At 70.8% G+C, this 16,584-nt stretch carries 19 protein-coding genes, 1 tRNA gene, 1 other RNA gene, 1 pseudogene and 1 riboswitch; of the genes and pseudogenes, 12 read left to right on the top strand and 10 right to left on the bottom strand.

From position 1 onward, the window contains the following. Positions 1-133 precede the first annotated feature (133 nt). From XF36_RS23620 to XF36_RS23600, 5 genes are all read left to right on the top strand, one after another. Positions 134-343, top strand: a complete 210-nt coding sequence (locus XF36_RS23620) for a hypothetical protein (protein WP_060713658.1) — start codon at positions 134-136, stop codon at positions 341-343. Positions 344-455: 112 nt separating this feature from the next. Beyond that, entirely contained in the window at positions 456-824 is a 369-nt protein-coding gene (locus XF36_RS23615) for a hypothetical protein (protein WP_060713657.1), read from the top strand. Positions 825-1,274: 450 nt separating this feature from the next. Next, a complete protein-coding gene (locus tag XF36_RS23610; protein ID WP_060713656.1) occupies positions 1,275-3,623 on the top strand; it encodes a molybdopterin cofactor-binding domain-containing protein in 2,349 nt (782 codons plus the stop codon). Between the two features lie 14 nt (positions 3,624-3,637). Beyond that, the gene (locus XF36_RS23605; RefSeq protein WP_060713655.1) at positions 3,638-4,108 is read left to right on the top strand and encodes a (2Fe-2S)-binding protein; all 471 of its coding nucleotides are present in this window, start codon (positions 3,638-3,640) and stop codon (positions 4,106-4,108) included. An 82-nt stretch (positions 4,109-4,190) separates the two neighbouring features. Next, positions 4,191-4,508 carry a hypothetical protein gene (locus tag XF36_RS23600; protein WP_060713654.1) on the top strand — a complete coding sequence of 106 codons (318 nt, stop codon included), beginning with the start codon at positions 4,191-4,193 and terminating at the stop codon, positions 4,506-4,508. A gap of 93 nt (positions 4,509-4,601) precedes the next feature. Here XF36_RS23600 and XF36_RS23595 read toward each other — a convergent pair whose 3' ends face one another. The 4 genes and pseudogenes from XF36_RS23595 to XF36_RS23585 all read right to left on the bottom strand — a co-directional run bounded on the left by XF36_RS23595 (position 4,602) and on the right by XF36_RS23585 (position 7,095). Next, positions 4,602-4,916, bottom strand: coding sequence for a DMT family transporter (locus tag XF36_RS23595; RefSeq protein WP_060713653.1), 315 nt, complete (start codon positions 4,914-4,916; stop codon positions 4,602-4,604). A gap of 20 nt (positions 4,917-4,936) precedes the next feature. Further along, a riboswitch (guanidine-III (ykkC-III) riboswitch) is annotated at positions 4,937-5,002 on the bottom strand. Positions 5,003-5,146: 144 nt separating this feature from the next. Then, positions 5,147-5,575, bottom strand: a pseudogene (locus tag XF36_RS35835) (YdcF family protein); the annotation flags it as partial. A 140-nt stretch (positions 5,576-5,715) separates the two neighbouring features. Beyond that, on the bottom strand, positions 5,716-5,922 hold the full coding sequence (locus tag XF36_RS23590) for a hypothetical protein (protein WP_060713652.1): 207 nt from the start codon (positions 5,920-5,922) through the stop codon (positions 5,716-5,718). A 117-nt stretch (positions 5,923-6,039) separates the two neighbouring features. Further along, positions 6,040-7,095: a DUF418 domain-containing protein gene (locus XF36_RS23585; RefSeq protein WP_202968438.1), complete on the bottom strand. Its 1,056-nt coding sequence runs from the start codon at positions 7,093-7,095 to the stop codon at positions 6,040-6,042. Positions 7,096-7,202: 107 nt separating this feature from the next. Here XF36_RS23585 and XF36_RS23580 point away from each other — a divergent pair, with 107 nt between their 5' ends. After that, on the top strand, positions 7,203-7,727 hold the full coding sequence (locus tag XF36_RS23580) for a DinB family protein (protein WP_060714932.1): 525 nt from the start codon (positions 7,203-7,205) through the stop codon (positions 7,725-7,727). A gap of 130 nt (positions 7,728-7,857) precedes the next feature. Here the strand turns inward: XF36_RS23580 and XF36_RS23575 are convergent, their stop codons facing one another. Then, the gene (locus tag XF36_RS23575) at positions 7,858-8,850 is read right to left on the bottom strand and encodes an IS481 family transposase (protein ID WP_082375268.1); all 993 of its coding nucleotides are present in this window, start codon (positions 8,848-8,850) and stop codon (positions 7,858-7,860) included. A 151-nt stretch (positions 8,851-9,001) separates the two neighbouring features. After that, a complete protein-coding gene (locus XF36_RS23570; protein WP_060713651.1) occupies positions 9,002-9,871 on the bottom strand; it encodes an IS5 family transposase in 870 nt (289 codons plus the stop codon). A 48-nt stretch (positions 9,872-9,919) separates the two neighbouring features. Between XF36_RS23570 and XF36_RS32715 the strand changes: the two genes are divergently transcribed. Further along, entirely contained in the window at positions 9,920-10,060 is a 141-nt protein-coding gene (locus XF36_RS32715) for a VOC family protein (protein ID WP_168169570.1), read from the top strand. Between the two features lie 25 nt (positions 10,061-10,085). Here the strand turns inward: XF36_RS32715 and XF36_RS23565 are convergent, their stop codons facing one another. Then, entirely contained in the window at positions 10,086-10,859 is a 774-nt protein-coding gene (locus XF36_RS23565) for an HARBI1 family protein (protein ID WP_060714360.1), read from the bottom strand. Between the two features lie 212 nt (positions 10,860-11,071). On the opposite strand from XF36_RS23565, the gene XF36_RS31835 reads away from it, so the two are divergent. Further along, the gene (locus XF36_RS31835; protein ID WP_145981477.1) at positions 11,072-11,260 is read left to right on the top strand and encodes a VOC family protein; all 189 of its coding nucleotides are present in this window, start codon (positions 11,072-11,074) and stop codon (positions 11,258-11,260) included. Positions 11,261-11,290: 30 nt separating this feature from the next. Here XF36_RS31835 and XF36_RS32710 read toward each other — a convergent pair whose 3' ends face one another. Next, complete coding sequence (locus XF36_RS32710) at positions 11,291-11,458, bottom strand: hypothetical protein (RefSeq protein WP_168169569.1); 168 nt, start codon at positions 11,456-11,458, stop codon at positions 11,291-11,293. A gap of 296 nt (positions 11,459-11,754) precedes the next feature. Further along, positions 11,755-12,396: a hypothetical protein gene (locus tag XF36_RS23555; protein ID WP_145981476.1), complete on the bottom strand. Its 642-nt coding sequence runs from the start codon at positions 12,394-12,396 to the stop codon at positions 11,755-11,757. A 286-nt stretch (positions 12,397-12,682) separates the two neighbouring features. On the opposite strand from XF36_RS23555, the gene XF36_RS32705 reads away from it, so the two are divergent. Beyond that, a complete protein-coding gene (locus XF36_RS32705; RefSeq protein ID WP_168169568.1) occupies positions 12,683-13,048 on the top strand; it encodes a hypothetical protein in 366 nt (121 codons plus the stop codon). Continuing rightward, positions 13,030-13,608, top strand: a complete 579-nt coding sequence (locus XF36_RS23550) for a GNAT family N-acetyltransferase (RefSeq protein ID WP_168169567.1) — start codon at positions 13,030-13,032, stop codon at positions 13,606-13,608. The genes XF36_RS32705 and XF36_RS23550 overlap by 19 nt, the downstream gene beginning before the upstream one ends. 166 nt (positions 13,609-13,774) lie before the next feature. Here XF36_RS23550 and XF36_RS23545 read toward each other — a convergent pair. Further along, positions 13,775-13,862: transfer RNA gene (locus XF36_RS23545), tRNA-Ser, on the bottom strand. A gap of 80 nt (positions 13,863-13,942) precedes the next feature. On the opposite strand from XF36_RS23545, the gene ffs reads away from it, so the two are divergent. Both ffs and XF36_RS23535 read left to right on the top strand, forming a co-directional pair. Next, an RNA gene (gene ffs / locus XF36_RS23540) (signal recognition particle sRNA small type) lies at positions 13,943-14,037 on the top strand. Positions 14,038-14,087: 50 nt separating this feature from the next. Next, positions 14,088-16,583, top strand: a complete 2,496-nt coding sequence (locus tag XF36_RS23535; protein ID WP_060713647.1) for a DNA polymerase III subunit gamma and tau — start codon at positions 14,088-14,090, stop codon at positions 16,581-16,583. The last annotated feature ends 1 nt before the right edge of the window (position 16,584 follow it).

Raw genomic sequence — 16,584 nt, 5'->3', positions numbered from 1 at the left:
ACTTTGGCGATGCGGTATCGGTCAATTCCGAGGGTTCTCTTGTCAGCACATCGTATTATGTTAATGTTACCGATGGCCTTAGGTTAGCGAACCGCCGCAGGGTCTCCGTGGGAGTGGCGCCGGTGCGGCGCAGGTGCAGGCCCGCACGTCGGTGTCGTTCGGGGGCGCTCGCGAGACCGTCTCCGGCCTCTGCCTGCGGGCGACCGACGCCGACCTCGTGATCGGGTCCGGCACGGAGGTGACCGGGACGGTGCTGGCCCTGCTCCTCGCGGTCTCGGGGAGGCCGGTCCGGCCGGGGGAGCTCGTGGGGCCCGGCGCGGCCGTGCTCGCGCGGGCGGAGTGATCCCCGCCCACCTCCGACCGTGGTCCGAGGCCGCGGATCATTCCCGGCTCCGATGTGGCCGACCCCTCTCCGCCGCGACAGTGGGTACACACCCCCACACCAGGAGCTGGAGATGACCACGATGACCACCACCCCGGAACCCACCCGCCCCGGAGACCCGGACGCCTACCCCGTTCTCACCGTCCTGATGCTGATGCTGGGCGGTTTCGTACTGCCCGTCGTCGGCTGGCTCGCCGGCGTCGTGATGCTGTGGACCGGTCGCTCCTGGACGGTCGGGGAGAAGTGGCTCGGCACCCTGGTGTGGCCGGGGATCGTCGCCGTGCCGGCGCTGGTGCTGGCAGTAGGCCTCGTGGTGCCCTCGGAGCCGGGCGCCGGGCACTGGGCGATCATCGTCGTCGGGATCGTCGGTGTCCTGGGTGCGCTGGTCGTGCTGCCCTGGACCTTCGTCCGGCTTCTGCGCGCCGCTCGGCCCACCCACTGACGTTGGCAGCGATGCTCGCATCTCGGACGAGATCACCACGATCGAGGGTCTGGGACGACGAGGCGGTCGACGACATCGAGGCACACGGAGTCGGACGGCCGGCGCGATCACTTCGGGTGACAGCGGCATTCGGTTCGGCCGCCGTCGACTGAATCACTCGGACGAGTGGCATCCCCGTCGCCGGAGTAGCCGCAGCCTGCGGTCTTTGTGGCGGCGAGTCATCCGCATCTGCGGGTAAGGGGACCCTGAACGCCAACTCGTTGACCTGCGAAACAACGGATGTCCAACAGTCCGGCCCGCGGAGTTAGCACGACATCCAGCGCGCGTGCCGACGCGTAACCGTCGAATCAGACGCGTCGTTGAGAGCCCGAATGCCCCGTGACCGTCCTCCGCTCCCCGCACCGGACGTCGTACCGGGCGTGCACCGCAGCACATTCGGAGAGGACAACGATGCCCGCTCACAGCGCCACCGCCATCGAGCGCCCGGCGTCCGGCGACCGCAAGCACGTCAGCCGGCGGCGGTTCCTCGGCTACCTGGTCGCCGCCCCCACGCTGGTCGTCGCGGCCGAGATCGGGCGTCAGGCGTGGTTCCCCGGCGTCCCGCAGGCGAACGCGGCGGCGATCCCGTCGCCGCCCCTGCCCGCCGAGCTCTACGACCTGCTCGACGCACTGCGCGACTCGATGCGGCCGACGGCGAACCTCATCCGCATCGAGGTGAACCGCGACGGCACCGTCTCGTTCGCGATGCCCCGGGCCGACAACGGCCAGGGCATCATCACCTCGACGCAGATGATCATCGCCGAGGAGATGAACCTCGACCCCGACCAGGTCGTCGTGACGCTCGCCGACGCCCGTCCGGAGCTGGTGTTCAACCAGCTGACCGCCGGTTCCAGCACGACGTTCTCGACCTACACCCCGATCCGGGTGGCGGCCGCACTCGCGCAGAAGAGGCTGCTCGACGCCGCGGCGAACGAGCTGCGACAGGACGTCAACGTGCTGCGGAGCCGGCAGGGCCTCATCACCGGCAACAACGGTGAGGAGCTGCCCTTCGGCGAGCTCACCGAGATGGCGTCGAGCGCGGTCAACGAGGCCGTCGACGTCGTGCTGAAGGACCGCGAGGAGTTCACCGTCATCGGGACCCCGCGCACCAAGTCCGACGCGCGGGCGATGGTGACCGGGACGAAGAGGTTCGCCACGGACCTGCAGATCCCGGACGCGCTGCCGACCGTCATCTGCCGCGGCCCGAACCTGAACTCGGCCCCGCGCGGGGCGAACAACATCGACGAGGTCCGCACCATGCCCGGCGTCACCGACGTCGTGGAGATGTCGACCGGTGTCGCGGTGCGTGCGAAGACCTTCGGCCAGGCCGTGGACGGGGTCAACGCGCTGGACGTGACCTGGGACGGCGGGACGGTCGAGGGCGAGAACGACCGCTCGGTGCTGGAGAAGGTGCGGGCGGGAGAGCTCCCGCTGGCCGTGCCGCAGGTCCCGGGCGAGACGCTCGAGGGCGACTTCGTCTTCTACTTCCGGAGCAACTCCTCGCTCGAGACCAACTCGGCGATCGCCGACGTCCGCGGCGACACCGCGGAGATCTGGGGCCCGGCGAAGAACCCGATCGCGGCGCAGGCCGAGATCGCGAAGAAGCTCGGCATCCCGCAGAGCGCGGTCACCTTCCACGTCATCGAGGGCGGCGGCTCCTTCGGCCGGAAGCTCTTCTTCGACGCCGCGGAGGAGGCCGCCGAGGTCTCGCAGCTGATGGGCAAGCCGGTCAAGCTCATGTGGACCCGTGCCGACGACTCCCGCCAGGGCCGGATGCACCCGATGTCCACCTGCCGGGTGCGCGCCCAGGTCAGCGGCGACGCCGTCTCGAGCTTCGAGATCCGGCACACCAGCGTCGCCACCGAGGGCAACCCCGGTCTCGGCGAGGCGATCACCGCCGCGGCCCAGAAGGCCCCGGGCGGCAACTACACGGTCTCGCAGGCCCTGTACGTGCTGACCCAGACCAACCCGTACAACGTCGGAGTCGCGACCTCGCTGCTCAACGAGGTCGACATGCGGTTCAACACCTCGTCGATGCGCAACATCTACTCGCCCGACACGTCCACCGCGCGTGAGCTGATGGTCGACCAGATCGCGAACAGGATGGGCAAGGATCCGTACGAGTTCCGGTCGGCCTACACCAAGCTGACGCGCTGGAAGGACGTCGTGGACCGCGCCGCCGAGGAGGCGGACTGGGGCAAGTCGATGCCTGAGGGCACCGCCCAGGGCATCGCGATGCACGTCGAGTACAAGGGTGTCGCCTGCGCGGTCGTCGAGCTCGACTGCCGGCCCGAGACCGTCAACCGCAAGATCCGCCAGGCCCGCACCGGCCCGCGCGTCACCAAGGTGACCTACGTGGTCGACGGCGGCCTGATCATCAACCCGCGCGGCTACGAGGCACAGATGATGGGCGGCATCAACGACGGCATCGCGATGACGCTGACCTCCGGGATGCACCTCGAGGACGGCCACTTCATCGAGGCCAGCTGGGACAACTACTTCTACACCCGGCAGTGGAACACCCCGCCCGAGATGAAGATCATCCTGATCGAGAACTCCGAGGCGCCCGAGCCCGGCGGTGCCGGTGAGTTCGGCGTCGCCGCGACCTGCGGTGCGATCGCGTGCGCCTACGTCCGCGCGACCGGGAAGGTCCCGACCGAGTTCCCGATCCTGCACAACGAGCCGCTGCCCTTCGATCCGTACCCGACGATCCCGCCGGTCCCGCCGTCGCCCACCGACGGGCTCGCGCTCGCCCGCTGACCAGGAGGTCTCCCATGCCCATCCAGACTTTCAAGCTCAACGGCGAGATCGTGACCGTCGACGTCGAGGACGATGTGCGCCTGCTGTGGGTCCTGCGGGACCTGCTCGGGGTGACCGGCCCGAAGTACGGCTGCGGGATCAACGTCTGCAAGGCGTGCACCAGCCACATCAACGGCAAGGCGTTCAACCCGTGCGCCACCCCGGTCGGTGACCTCTCCGACTCCGACGAGGTCACGACGATCGAGGGTCTCGCCGACGGCGACACGCTGCACCCCATGCAGGACGCCTGGATCGAGTACGACGTCGCGCAGTGCGGCTACTGCCAGCCGGGCCAGATCATGGCCGCGGTGGCGCTGGTGAAGCAGTGCGCCGAGGAGGGCCGCACGATCGACGACTCGGCCCTCGACGAGATCCGCAACATCTGCCGGTGCGGCACCTACAACCGCATCCGCGAGGCGATCAAGGCCGGCGCCGGCGCCATGTGAGGTCGTGCGGCGCGCCCCGCACGCCTCACTCCACTAGGCCGTTAGAGTTAACGGTCTGCTTCCCAGACGAAGGACGGATTCGATGAAGAACCGGATGCGCCGCTCCCTGATCGCCCTCGGCGCCCTCGGCGCCGTGGCGTTCCCGCTGGCCGGCATCGCCGCGGCGGACGACGACCGCGAGCACGGCTACCCGAGCAGCCAGAGCCCGACCCAGGGCCTCGACGCAGTGGGCGCCACCGTCGACACCTTCGGTGCGAGCTTCCTCGACGCCTCGGACACGTTCTCCCCGGACGACCGCCCGGACGGCGTCAACGGCACCGACACCGAGTTCCCGCAGGCCGACCCCCGCTTCGTCGAGGGGCCCGCCGGTGGGCTGGTGACGGACGGGCCCTTCGAGTAAGGGGCTCCCCGGCGGCGGGGCCGGCACCCTCCCACGAGGGGCCGGTCCCGCCGTTGTTCCGTGGCCCCGCCGGTCCGCTCGGCCCAGGATCGCTCAGTGCAGGACCTTGAGCCCCACGACGCCGGCGACGATCGCCAGCAGGCACAGCAGCCGCGCCGTCGTCGCCGGCTCGCCGAGGGCGGCCATGCCGTAGAGCGCCGTGCCGACCGCACCGATCCCGACCCAGACGGCGTACGCCGTGCCGACCGGCAGGTCGCGCAGGGCCAGGGCCAGGCCGCCCATGCTCAGCGCCAGCGCGCCCGCGAACAGCAGCGACGGGCCGAGCCTGCTGAACCCGCGGCTCTGCGACAGCGCCGCGGCCCACACCGTCTCCAGCACACCGGAGACCACGAGGTAGATCCATGCCATGACGAACTCCTTCCGGAGGGGATGCGTCGTCTTGGCGTTCCGGGTACGGCGCGTCTCGTCCGGGGAGCCGCCGGGGGCGGTCCGGTACCAGGATGGCGGAGCGCCGCGCCCGGGGCGAGCGATGGTGACCGGTCGGACCGGGACCTACGCTCGACGGGTGCGTCTGCTCGCCGTCGGGCTGCTGTGGCGCTGGGCCGGTAGTAGCGGGCGGTGGGCGAGCCGACGACCTGGCCGTTCACCCCGCCCCGGCGGGCGGTGAGCGCGGCCCGGAACGCATGGAAGTCGTTGGTGAGGACGACGCAGCGATGGTCGGGCAGCCGTTCGGTCATGAGCGCCCGGCTGAACTCGAGGTTCTCCTGCGTCGTCCTCGACCGGTCCTCGCGCAGGATCTTCTCCGACGGCACGCCGTGGGCGACCAGGTAGTCGGCCATCGCGACGGCCTCGGCGACCGGCTCGTCGGGACCGCGGCCACCGGAGGTCACCAGCATCGGGTTCCCGCCCCGCTCCCGCTCCTGGTCCCACAGGGCGGCCCCGCGGTCCAGCCGTCCGTAGACGAAGGCGTAGGCCAGCAGGCTGCACAGCAGGAACCCCAGGTAGGCTGCCAGCAGCAGCGCCGCGAAGGTCAGCGCCGTCAGGAACCGGTTCTCCACGCGCACCATGATCGGGACGAGGACGACGACCGCGAGGCAGGCGAGCCCCGCGAGCAGGGACAGCAGGTTCGCCGGCCGTCGCCCCTCCCTCCGCATCATCACGACGCCGTTGACGAGCAGGAAGCCCGTCAGTACGAGCACACCCACGATCAGCAGCGCCGCGACCACCACCTCACGGGCTCGATGACGCCGATGTCGAGCCGGAGGAGCTGGGCGAACACCGCCATCAGGAGCAGGACCGTCGCCGTCCCGCCGAGCAGCGCGTTGCGGAACCGTCGTCGCTCGACGAGCACCCCGACCACGCACAACGTCGCCGACAGCGCGGCCAGGGCGAACAGGGCACCGGCGACCGTCACCGGGCCACCTCCAGCCGCATCCCGTCGGACGGGCGGTCCGTTCCCCGCACGTGCTTCTCGCCGGTCACCGGTCCTCCTCGTCGCGACGGCGCTCCACCCGAGCCGTGGCTCACCCGATCATGACGCCCGGCCGTCCGGCTGGAGGGAGGTCCGCGCGTCCGGGTGGCTGCCGTCGGGCGGTGTCATCCGTACCGGGGTCCACCAGGAGATGCTGCGCAGCACCCACTCCACCGGCCCGTACCGGAAGTTCCGCATCCACCAGCGGCTCGCGACCACCTGGACCACCAGGATCGCCGCGGCGAACGGCAGCAGGACGCGGTACCCACCCGGGCCGGAGAACGCCGGGACCGAGGTCAGCAGCAGGACCAGCAGTGTCGCCGAGAGGTAGTTCGTCAGCGCGAGCCGCCCGAGCGGGGCGAGGACCGAGGAGACCCACGGCCCGACCGGGGACGCCGTCAGCAGGACGAGGGCGCTCGCGTAGCCGACGGCCATGACGAGCCCGGCGGTCGAGGACACCTGGTCGAAGCCGCTGTTCTCGATCGTGTCGACCTGGATGCTCAGCAACGGCACCGCCGCGACGACGGTCCCGGCCAGCACGGCCGTCCACGCGGCCCGGTTCGGTGCCGCGATCTGGCGGTGCAGGCCGTAGCGGGCGGCGGCGAGGCCGAGCAGGAACAGGCCGGGGATGAGTAGCAAACCACCGCTGGTGAACGTGAGCGCCACGCCTATCGCGACGGCTCCGCCGAGCGCGATCACCGGCCGCGGCAGCCAGGAGGCCGGGAGGAGCACGACGAGACCGACGATCGCGTACGGGAGCAGCGCCTCACCGGGCTGCAGGAGCTGGTGTGCGGCGCCCAGCACACCGAGCGCGAGCAGCCGGCGCAGCAGCACGAGCCACGGACGGGCGGTCCGCCCGGCCGCTCCGTCCAGGAGCAGGGCGGTGCTGAGCCCGAACAGGAACGAGAACAGCGGGAAGAAGCGTTGGTGCGCCGTGACCTCGAGCCACTGGGGCAACGCGCCCTGCCAGGGGCCCGGGAGGGCCGGCAGCCCGGCGATCGCGATCATGTTGACGGGAAGGATTCCGCACAGGGCCAGCCCGCGGAGGGCGTCGAGGGCCTCGACCCGGTCGGTCGCGGTCGGGGGTGCTGGGGCGCTCAGGTCTTGTCGGTGCACCGGTCCAGCATGGCGACCGCGCGACGCGGGCGGATCGGTCCGGAGGCCGGTTCTGCCCGCGGGGAATCGTCCTTTCGGCCGGGTCCCTGCCGTGGGAGCCTCGGATGATGCCGGCGTCCCGCGTTCCGCTCCTGCGATGGCAGTTCGACCTGACGTGGGCCCTGTTCGAGTACCACCTCGAGCGGCTCGACGACGACGAGACCCTCTGGCGGCCGGCCCGCGTCTGCTGGACGGTGCACCCGTCCGACGACGGGACGTGGCGGCCCGACTGGGCGGACTCCGAACCCGACCCGATCCCCGTCCCGACGATCGCATGGCTCACCTGGCACATCGGCTGGTGGTGGTCGGTGACGACGGACCAGCTCCGTGGTCGCACGCCGCCCGACCGCGCCGACGTGGTGTGGCCGGGCGACGCCGCCGCCACCGTCGTCTGGATGCGCGCTCTGCGTGACGAGTGGACGCACGTCCTGGACGGACTGTCCGACGACGACCTCGCCGCGGAGGCCCCGTTCCCGTGGCAGGGGGATCCGGCGATGACGGTCGGTCACACGCTGGCCTGGGTGAACACTGAGCTCGCGAAGAACGCCGCGGAGATCGGGCAGCTGCGGCTGGTGCGCGCGGCATGCCGCTGAGGTGATCTGCGCGGTCAGGCCCTGAGGTCGCGGAATCGTGCCGACGTCGGCACATACTCATCACAGCGGTGTCTGGTGTCCGGTAACGGGCAATGAGTGCATTCCGCAGCGCAACTGCGCCTGGTGAGCGCTAGGTGTGATGTCCAGGCAGGTTGGTCAGGCGACTGATCGGCGGTAGGCCGTTGGTTGCGCTGTGGGGCCGGTGGTGATTGTAGAAGTGCAGCCAGCCGGGGAGCGCGTCTCGCCGAGCCGTTTCGCAGGGGTGGAAGCGGGCGTATGCCCACCCGTCGGCGAGGGTGCGGTGGAAACGTTCGATCTTGCCGTTGGTCTGAGGCCGGTAGGGCCGGGTTCGCTTGTGGGTGATGCCCAGTTCGCTGCAGGTGTCACGCCAGGCGTGTGAGCGGTAGCAGCTGCCGTTGTCGGACAGGACCCGTTCGACGGTCACGCCGCGGGCGTTCAACCAGTCCACGGCCCGGCGTAGCACACCGGTGGCGGTGTCGGCTTTCTCGTCGCTGTGGATCTCGGCGTAGGCGACGCGGGAGTGGTCGTCGATGACGGTGTGGACGAACGCTCTGCCGGTGCGCGGCTTGTAGTCGGTTCCCCTGGGCAGTCCGGGAGTGGACCGCTTGTTCAGGGCGCCTTGTCGGCGTCCGACGAAGCGGTGTCCGCCTCCGTCGGGGATGTTGCCGAACTTGGTGACGTCGACGTGGATCAACGAGCCGGGGTGTGGGTGTTCGTAGCGGCGTAGGGGCTCGCCGGTGACCCGGTCGATGTGGGAGAGCCGGTTGATCCGGCAGCGGCGCAGGACCGCGTGCACGGTCGAGGCGGCGAGAGCGAGTCGGCCGCCGATCTGTACTGGTCCGAGTCGGTGGTGCCACCGCAGTCGCACGATCTGCTTCACCAGCCTCGGCGGGGTCTTGGCCGGCATCGACCGTGGTCGGGAGCTGCGGTCGACCATCCCGGGCGGGCCCTCGGCGCGGTAGCGGTCAGCCCACTTTCGGGCGGTGCGAGGGGCGACCATGAACATTCTGGCCGCGGTGGAGCAGGTCCAGTCCTGGTCGACGATCAGACGGGCCAGCCGTAGCCGGGCACGCGGAGTCAGCGCAGCGTTAGCGTGGGTCACAAGGGCCTCCGGTTGGTGAAGCGGTTCCTAGACAGCTCCACTTCACAACCGGGGGTCCTCGCCTGTCTCAGCGACAGGCCGTCATCAGCTCAACCTGGAACAACGTCCATGGACATCACAGCTAGGTGCCCTGAGAGAGTGTTTGAGAAGATCATGTTGAGGGTGTGACTACGTACTTCTGCTGGCGTCGGGCGGGTTCGCCACGGGCGATGCGGCGGGTGATGGTGTTGATCGCCGCCCAGCGGATCATGGCCTCGGACACTGCGGGGTGGCGTTCGTAGTCCCGGGCCAGGCGGCGGTGCGCGGTGACCCAGGCCAGGGTCCGCTCGACCACCCACCGCCGCGGGAGGACGGCGAATCCGCGCTGCTCAGGCGGTTTGCGCACGATCTCGACGCTGGTGTGCAGGATCGTGGTCGCCCAGTCCAGCAGGCGCCCGGCGAACCCGGCGTCGGCGTAGACGAACCGCACCCTCGTGCGCAGGTAGAGGTCGAGCAGGGTCGACTTGGCGCCATCGCGGTCCTGCACCGACGCCGAGCACACCATCGTGGTCAGCAGCAGGCCGAGGGTGTCGGTCACGATGAACCGCTTCCGGCCGTTGATCTTCTTCCCGGCGTCGTAGCCGCGGGTGTCCCGCCCGACCGTGTCAGCGCTCCTCACCGACTGCGAGTCGATGATCCCCGCGCTGGGTTCGGGGTCGCGGCCCTCATCAGCGCGTAGCTGACGGCGCACGATCGGGAGGATCTGCTCGGTGACCCTCTGCTGCTCCCACCGGTTGAAGTACCAGTACACCGTCTGCCACGGCGGGAAATCAACTGGTAGAGCACGCCACGCGCACCCGGCGCGCACGACATAGAGGATCGCATCCACCACATCACGGCGCGCGTGCTTCTCCGGCCGGCCTCCCGCCCCCGCCGCTGGCAGCAGCGGCTCGATCAACGCCCACTGCTCATCGCTGGTGTCCGAGGGGTACCGCCGCCTACGCCGAGCCACTCCTCCACGATGGACCACACCCGGACGCATCCAGCGCAGACACGCCGACCCGTCTCAAACACGCTCTAAGGTCCGGTCATGGCGATTCGCTGGGAGGCGCTGACGATCGACGCCCGCGATCCGGCCGCTCTCGCGCAATGGTGGGCGGAGACGCTCGCCTGGGAGGTAGTCGATTGGCGCCCTGCGGGAGTGGAGGTGCGCCAGCCCGAGCGCCAGTGAGCCTTTCCCAGTAGGTGCTGGTTGATCATGTGGTTCGGTCGTGCTCGACGTGGAGCAGGACGAGCGCGGCGGCGGTGATCGCGCCGATCCGCCAGGGGCAGAAGCTGACCCGGCGTAGCGCCTTGAAGGTGGTCTTGAGCAGGGAGTTCCCGCGTTCGGCCACAGCCCTGACGGCGGAGTGCAGCGTGTTGACGGTGCGCTTGTCCACCGACAGCCCACCGCCGGTGGGGGTCTTGAACGGGCAGGTCAGGCGGGTGTTCTCACCCTCGTAGCCGAGGTCGGCGAGCACGACGTGGGTGTCGTCGGTCCAGCCCTCGATCGCGTCGAGCAGGCCGGGGTGACCGCGGGCGCAGGTGGTGTCGTGCTCGCGGCCCGGGCGCACCGGGGAGGTCCACAACGGCCACCCGTCAGGCGCGGTGAGGACCTGAACGTTCCCGCCGTGGACGTGGTGCTTACCCGACCACCACAGATCCACTCCCGGGGTCGGTCCGGGAGTGCGGGAGCGGTCAGTGTGGATCACGGTGCCGTCGAGGTGAACGTGGGTGTGCCCGGCGGTGCGGGCCGCGAGCAGCGCGCCGGGCAGTCCAGGCGCGGCGGCGGCCAGAACGTCGATACCTTCGTGCAGGTAGCGGTAGGTACTCGACAGGCTCAGCTGGTTGTCGGCGGCGAGCTGGGCGACCCGGGTCGCGTCGAGGAACCAGCGCAGCACCAGCACCGCGTGGCGGTCACAGTCCAGCGCCCGACGCCCGCGCCGGGTCCCGCGCCGGAGGCGTTCCTCGGCCAACAGCCGCGACAACATGGACGCGGTGGGCTCCCCGATCGGGAGCACGGCGGTGTAGGTGACAGGATCGGGCACGCGGGACCTCGGTGGTGAGTCGATCTTTGAGCGGACCGATCTCTTCTACCGGGGTCCCGCACCCTCGTTGAGCACCTCCACGCCCCCGGCGTGTCGCCGCCAGCCGCTCCCCACTACTGGGAAAGGCTCAGTGTGCGTCGCTCTTCTTCATCTCGGTGCCCGAGGTCAAGCAGGGGAAGAATCGACTGCACCTCGACCTGTACGCGGATGATCAGAACGAAACCGTCGATGCGCTCACGGCGCGAGGTGCGACAAGGGCCGATGTCGGCCAGCCGGGGGATGCGCCCTACATCGTGATGCGTGACCCCGAGGGAAACGAGTTCTGTCTGCTCGACCCTCGCTGACGACGAGCACGCCACGGCGTCGCAGAGATGTCATGGGGATTCCGTGCCCTCGTGGCGCCGTATGTCATGTCTGACGGCTGTTCCCACGAGGAGCGCCAGCACCCCTATGGCGAGCCAGGCCAGTGCCCCGCCGTCGTTGAGCGCATCGGGAAGGAACACCGTCGACAGGAGTAGCAGGAAGAGGTCGATACGCAGCACGGTCCACTTCCATTTTCCGGATGCAACGGAGCATGCGTCGGAGGCGGGGAGCAGGTGGGTGTACCAGTGGAGTGCCGACCTGTCGATCTCCTGTGAACCTCGGGGCTTCCTCGAAGGGGACCGTCGGAGGGGTTGCCTCCGGTGGAAAGGATCGCGTCCTGCCTACGGCTGCCCGCACCCGCGTGACGAATCGTCGCATGTGTCCACCGGCGGCGTCAGGGGGCAGAGTTGCGAATTGTACTGCTGTGATGATGGCGTGTCCCGATGATCTGGCGGGCAGTTCGACCGCCGGCCGATCAGGTGGGAGATGGAGGCGTCTCGGAGCCATCGCGACCGAGGCTTGATCTCCGGCGTGTCCTGGCCCTGCGCCAGGACACCACTGCGAGCAGCACCACGAGCACGGGTATCGCAACGGCAAGCGCCTGGTCCACGCGAACGATTCCGGCGGCGAGCCGGGAACTGTCGTGAAGGAGGCGACCGATGAAGAGCGCGGTCGACGCCCACGCCACCGCCGCGGGTGCCGCGACCAGAACGAACGCGCGGAGCGACAGCTCAGAAACCACCAGCCGCGGGACGAGGGTCCGTACGACGGCGAACCACTGGGACAACACCACCACGGTGCGGGGTCGCGACGCGATGGCCTCGAGACACGAGCGGACCATCGGGACGTCTCGCACACGGGCGAGGGTCGAAGTCAGATCACTGCTCCGGCCTCGGAGAAATGCGAGAAGACGCCCCAGCACGGCCGCGATACAGATGCACGGGACGCTGGCCGTCCACGGTACTGCGCCCGCCGCGCTGAGTACACCGACCGCGATCGGCACTCCGAGCCCCGGCATCACGACGCCGATCAGTAGTGCCGATTCCGCAACCACCAGTGCGGTGGCGACCAGCAGCATCACTTCGCCCGGGCCGGACGAAAGGACGTCTACCAGCACCAGGAGTCTCCGATTGTTGCGTGCGCGGAACGACCACTGTGGCAGGCAACGTCGGCTGATCCACGAACGCCCGGAGTGTTCCGTCGCTGTCAGTCCCACCAGAGACCTTCCACGGTGGCTGCGATCGCGAGATTCCGGAGAGCTGCCGAGCCGGTCCTGCTCTCCGGGCGGTGACGGGTTCCAGGGCGGAGCCCTTCGATCTTCCGACCCACCTGGTCCACCGGCTACGGTGAACAGGTACCGCACAGGCAGCGGATCTCCGACGACATGTCGACGAGGGAGACCCATGTCTGCGATCACCGTCCGGCCGTTCCGGAGAAGCGACCGCGATCAGCTCACCGACCTGGTCAACGGCCATGCCCACGCCGTGATGCCCGGAGTGTCGATCACCGTCAACGCGGTGCTGAGCCGGCTCGAACACGAACCGGACGAGTTCATCGTCGACCCGTGGGTCCAGGAACGAGCCACCCTGGTCGCCGAGCAGCGCGGCCGGAAATCGCGGCTGCCCACATGGTCCGCTACGCCGACCACTCCGGCGTCGGCCCCGACCTGCGTGGCACGGGCGAACTCCGGTGGCTCCTGCAGTGGCCCGACGCGACCTACTGGCCCGACGCCCAACTGGCGGGCCGCTCCGTGGCCGATGCGGCGCTGACCGTCATGCGCTCCTGGAGCGTCCAGGCCGTGCTGGCCGATTTCACTCTCCCCGCACCCGGCCTGACCGGCGTCGCCGAGCAGTGGCCCCACATCGGTCAGCTACTCGACGGACTCGGGTTCGTGAGTCGTCGAAGCGAGCAGGTACTACTGGCCGACGTCTCGGACTTGCCCGCCGACGTCCGTGAGGACCTGACGATCCTCCGGACCCTCGGCGAGTGCGGCACCCGCTTCACCGCCCTGGCGGATGGGCGGGAGGCGGGATACGTGGAGATCGACACAACCGTCAACGGCGCAGGACGGCTGTCCGCTCCGACGGGGTGGGCAGACGTGGGGAATCTGCACGTCACCGAGTCCATGCGCAGGCAAGGTGTGGGATCCGCGCTCCTCGCCACCGCTGCGCAGTGGCTGCGGCTCGCCCGGGCAGATCGGCTGCTGGCATACACCGAACTCGACGAGTCCGACCTGGTCTCGTTCCTGAAGCGGTCCGGGTTCCGGATCGTGACGACGAACCGTCGGGCATGGGTGCAGACCACCCCTGTGCAGCCGGGCGTCTCGTGACCGAGGGAGGCGAACGTGCCGTAGTGGGTGTGCGCAGCGACGTCGCCCGGCGCGTGGGCGGTCCGATCCGGGGCCGACCGGATGACAAGTGAGACTGGAAATGAGACCGAACGCCGAACGCCGGGGGCTCCGCGTGGGAGCCGCCCGGCGTTCTGCCTGTTCAGGCTGGCGGAGGATACGGGATTTGAACCCGTGAGGGATTGCTCCCAACACGCTTTCCAAGCGTGCGCCCTAGGCCACTAGGCGAATCCTCCGCCAAGAAGGTTACGCGACGCCCTCGGTGATCCGACGCGGCCCCCTCGCCGCCCGACGGCGCCGTCCGTGGCACACTGTCCGCGGACCCCGTGCGGCGTCCATCCTGTGAACTCCCCCAGGGCCGGAAGGCAGCAAGGGTCAACAGGCTCTGGCGGGTGCGCGGGGTCCCCTTCTGTCTCCGAGCGGGTCCCCGAAGTGTCGGACCCCTGGGTAGCCTTCCCCTCGTGGCTCTGGCTCTGTACCGCAAGTACCGCCCGGCCAAGCTGGCCGACGTCGTGGGGCAGGAGCACGTCACCGAGCCCCTGGCCACCGCCCTCACCGCGGGGCGGATCAACCACGCGTACCTGTTCTCGGGGCCGCGGGGCTGTGGCAAGACGTCCTCGGCCCGCATCCTGGCGCGGTCGCTGAACTGCGAGCAGGGGCCGACCCCGGACCCGTGCGGCGTCTGCAACTCGTGCATCGCGCTCGCACCCGAGGGATCGGGCAGCATCGACGTCGTCGAGCTCGACGCGGCGTCCCACGGTGGTGTGGAGGACGCGCGCGAGCTGCGTGACCGGGCGTTCTACGCGCCGGCCGAGTCGCGCTACCGCGTGTTCGTCGTCGACGAGGCGCACATGGTCACCACCCAGGGCTTCAACGCGTTGCTCAAGATCGTCGAAGAGCCCCCGGAGCACCTGGTCTTCGTGTTCGCGACGACGGAGCCGGAGAAGGTGCTCCCGACGATCCGGTCGCGGACCCACCACTACCCGTTCCGGCTGATCCCGCCCGGCACGATGCGCTCGCTGCTGGAGAAGATCTGCGGCGAGGAGCAGGTGACCGTCGCGCCGCCGGTGTTCCCGCTGGTCATCCGGGCCGGGGGTGGTTCGGCCCGGGACACGCTGTCGGTGCTGGACCAGCTGCTCGCCGGTGCCGGGCCGCAGGGCGTCACCTACGAGCACGCGGTCGCGCTGCTCGGGGTGACCGACTCCGGCCTGATCGACGACACGGTCGACGCGCTCGCCGCGGCCGACGGCGCCGCCGTCTACGGCGCGGTCGACCGGCTCGTCGAGGCCGGGCACGACCCGCGGCGTTTCGCCTCGGACCTGCTGCAGCGCTTCCGTGACCTGATGCTCGTGCAGGCGGTGCCGGACGCCGCGGAGCAGGGCCTGGTCGACGGCGCCGAGGACGAGCTTGCCCGGATGGCGGACCAGGCCGCCCGGCTCGGTCCGGCGACCCTGACCCGCTACGGCGAGATCCTGCACCAGGGCCTGATCGAGATGCGCGGGGCGACCGCGCCGCGGCTGCTGCTGGAACTGCTGGTCGCGCGGATGCTGCTCCCCGCGGCCACGACCTCTGACGGCGGCCTGCTCGAACGCCTCGAGCGCATCGAGCGGCGCAACGCGATCGCCCCCGACCCCGCCGGCCCGTCCGACGACGGCGCCGCCAAGCGGTTCGTGCGGCCCAGCGAGCGCCCGCCGGCGCCCACCTCCGACGGCGCGGCCCCGGGTGCGGGCGGCGGCGTGCCGGCGCGTTCCGCGGAACGCGACGCCGGGGCCCCGGCCGCCGTTCCCGCCCCGGCGCCGGCGCGACCGGACGAGTCGGCACCGCGGCCCGCGGTGACCAGGGCTGCGGACGGGCCGCGTTCCGCGGAACGCGACGACGAGGCCGCCGGTCCGGCCGCACCGGCACGCTCCGGCGACCGGACGGAGGCCGACCCGCGTTCCGCGGAACACGCTCCGGCCTCCGTCCCCGATGTCCCTGTGCCCGATGCCCCCGTGCCCGACTCGTCCGTCCCCGCCGTGTCGGCGCCTGCCGAGTCCGACCCTGTCGCCCCCGAGGTGGGCGACGGCCCGGTCCCGGCGGACGGCCCCGCGGCGGACGCTCCCGCCACTGGTACCGGGCACACGGACGGCGAGCCCGCCCGGCAGGCCGACGGCCCCGGTGACGGCGCCCGGCGGGCGGACGATCCCGGCCCGGGCGGCGCCGGTGCCGGAGGCACCGAAGAACCGGCAGCGCAGGCGGCCCCGTCCCGGAGCCCCGCTCCGCCCCGCGACGGCGCGCCCCCCGACGCCGTGCCGCCGGAGTCGGCACAGCCGGTGTCGTCGGCGTCGTCGCTGGACGCGACCGCGGTCCGCCGGGTCTGGCCGGAGATCCTCGCCGCCGTCCGTCAGCGCAGCCGCAGCACGGAGGCGCTACTGGTCAACGCCACCGTCCGGGCGGTCGACGGTGACACCCTGGTTCTCGCGATCGGCGCCCCGCCGCTGGCCCGGCGACTGTCCGAGGCACGCAACACCGACGTGATCGCCGACGCCCTGCGCGCCGTCCTCGGGGTCCAGTGGCGGGTCCACTGCGACACCGGGGAGGCCGCGACCGCGCGTCGCGCCGCCGCACCGGACCGCGCCCAGCGGGCGGTGCCGCAGCGTCCCTCGCAGCGCGACGCCCCGCAGCGTGAGCAGGGCGGGCGCCCCGCTCGCCGTCCCGCGGGGGACTCCGACGTCCCGCTGCCGCCGGAACCGCCGCCGGAGGATGCACCGCCGGACCCTCGTGATGCCGGACCGCAGGGGGGCGACGGTCCGGGCGCACGACCGGCCCCGGTGCGGAACCAGGCCGCCGAGGAGGAGGACATGCTCGCCGAGGCCGCCGCCGAGGCGGCGTCGCCGGGCGCCCGTCGTGACCCCGAGGCCGCCGCGCTGGAGATCCTCACCTCGCACCTGGGAGCACGCAAACTCGACCCACGCTGAC

Source organism: Pseudonocardia sp. HH130629-09 (assembly GCF_001294645.1).
Taxonomy (GTDB): Bacteria; Actinomycetota; Actinomycetes; order Mycobacteriales; family Pseudonocardiaceae; genus Pseudonocardia.
This window is presented reverse-complemented; position numbering and strand designations above follow the sequence as displayed.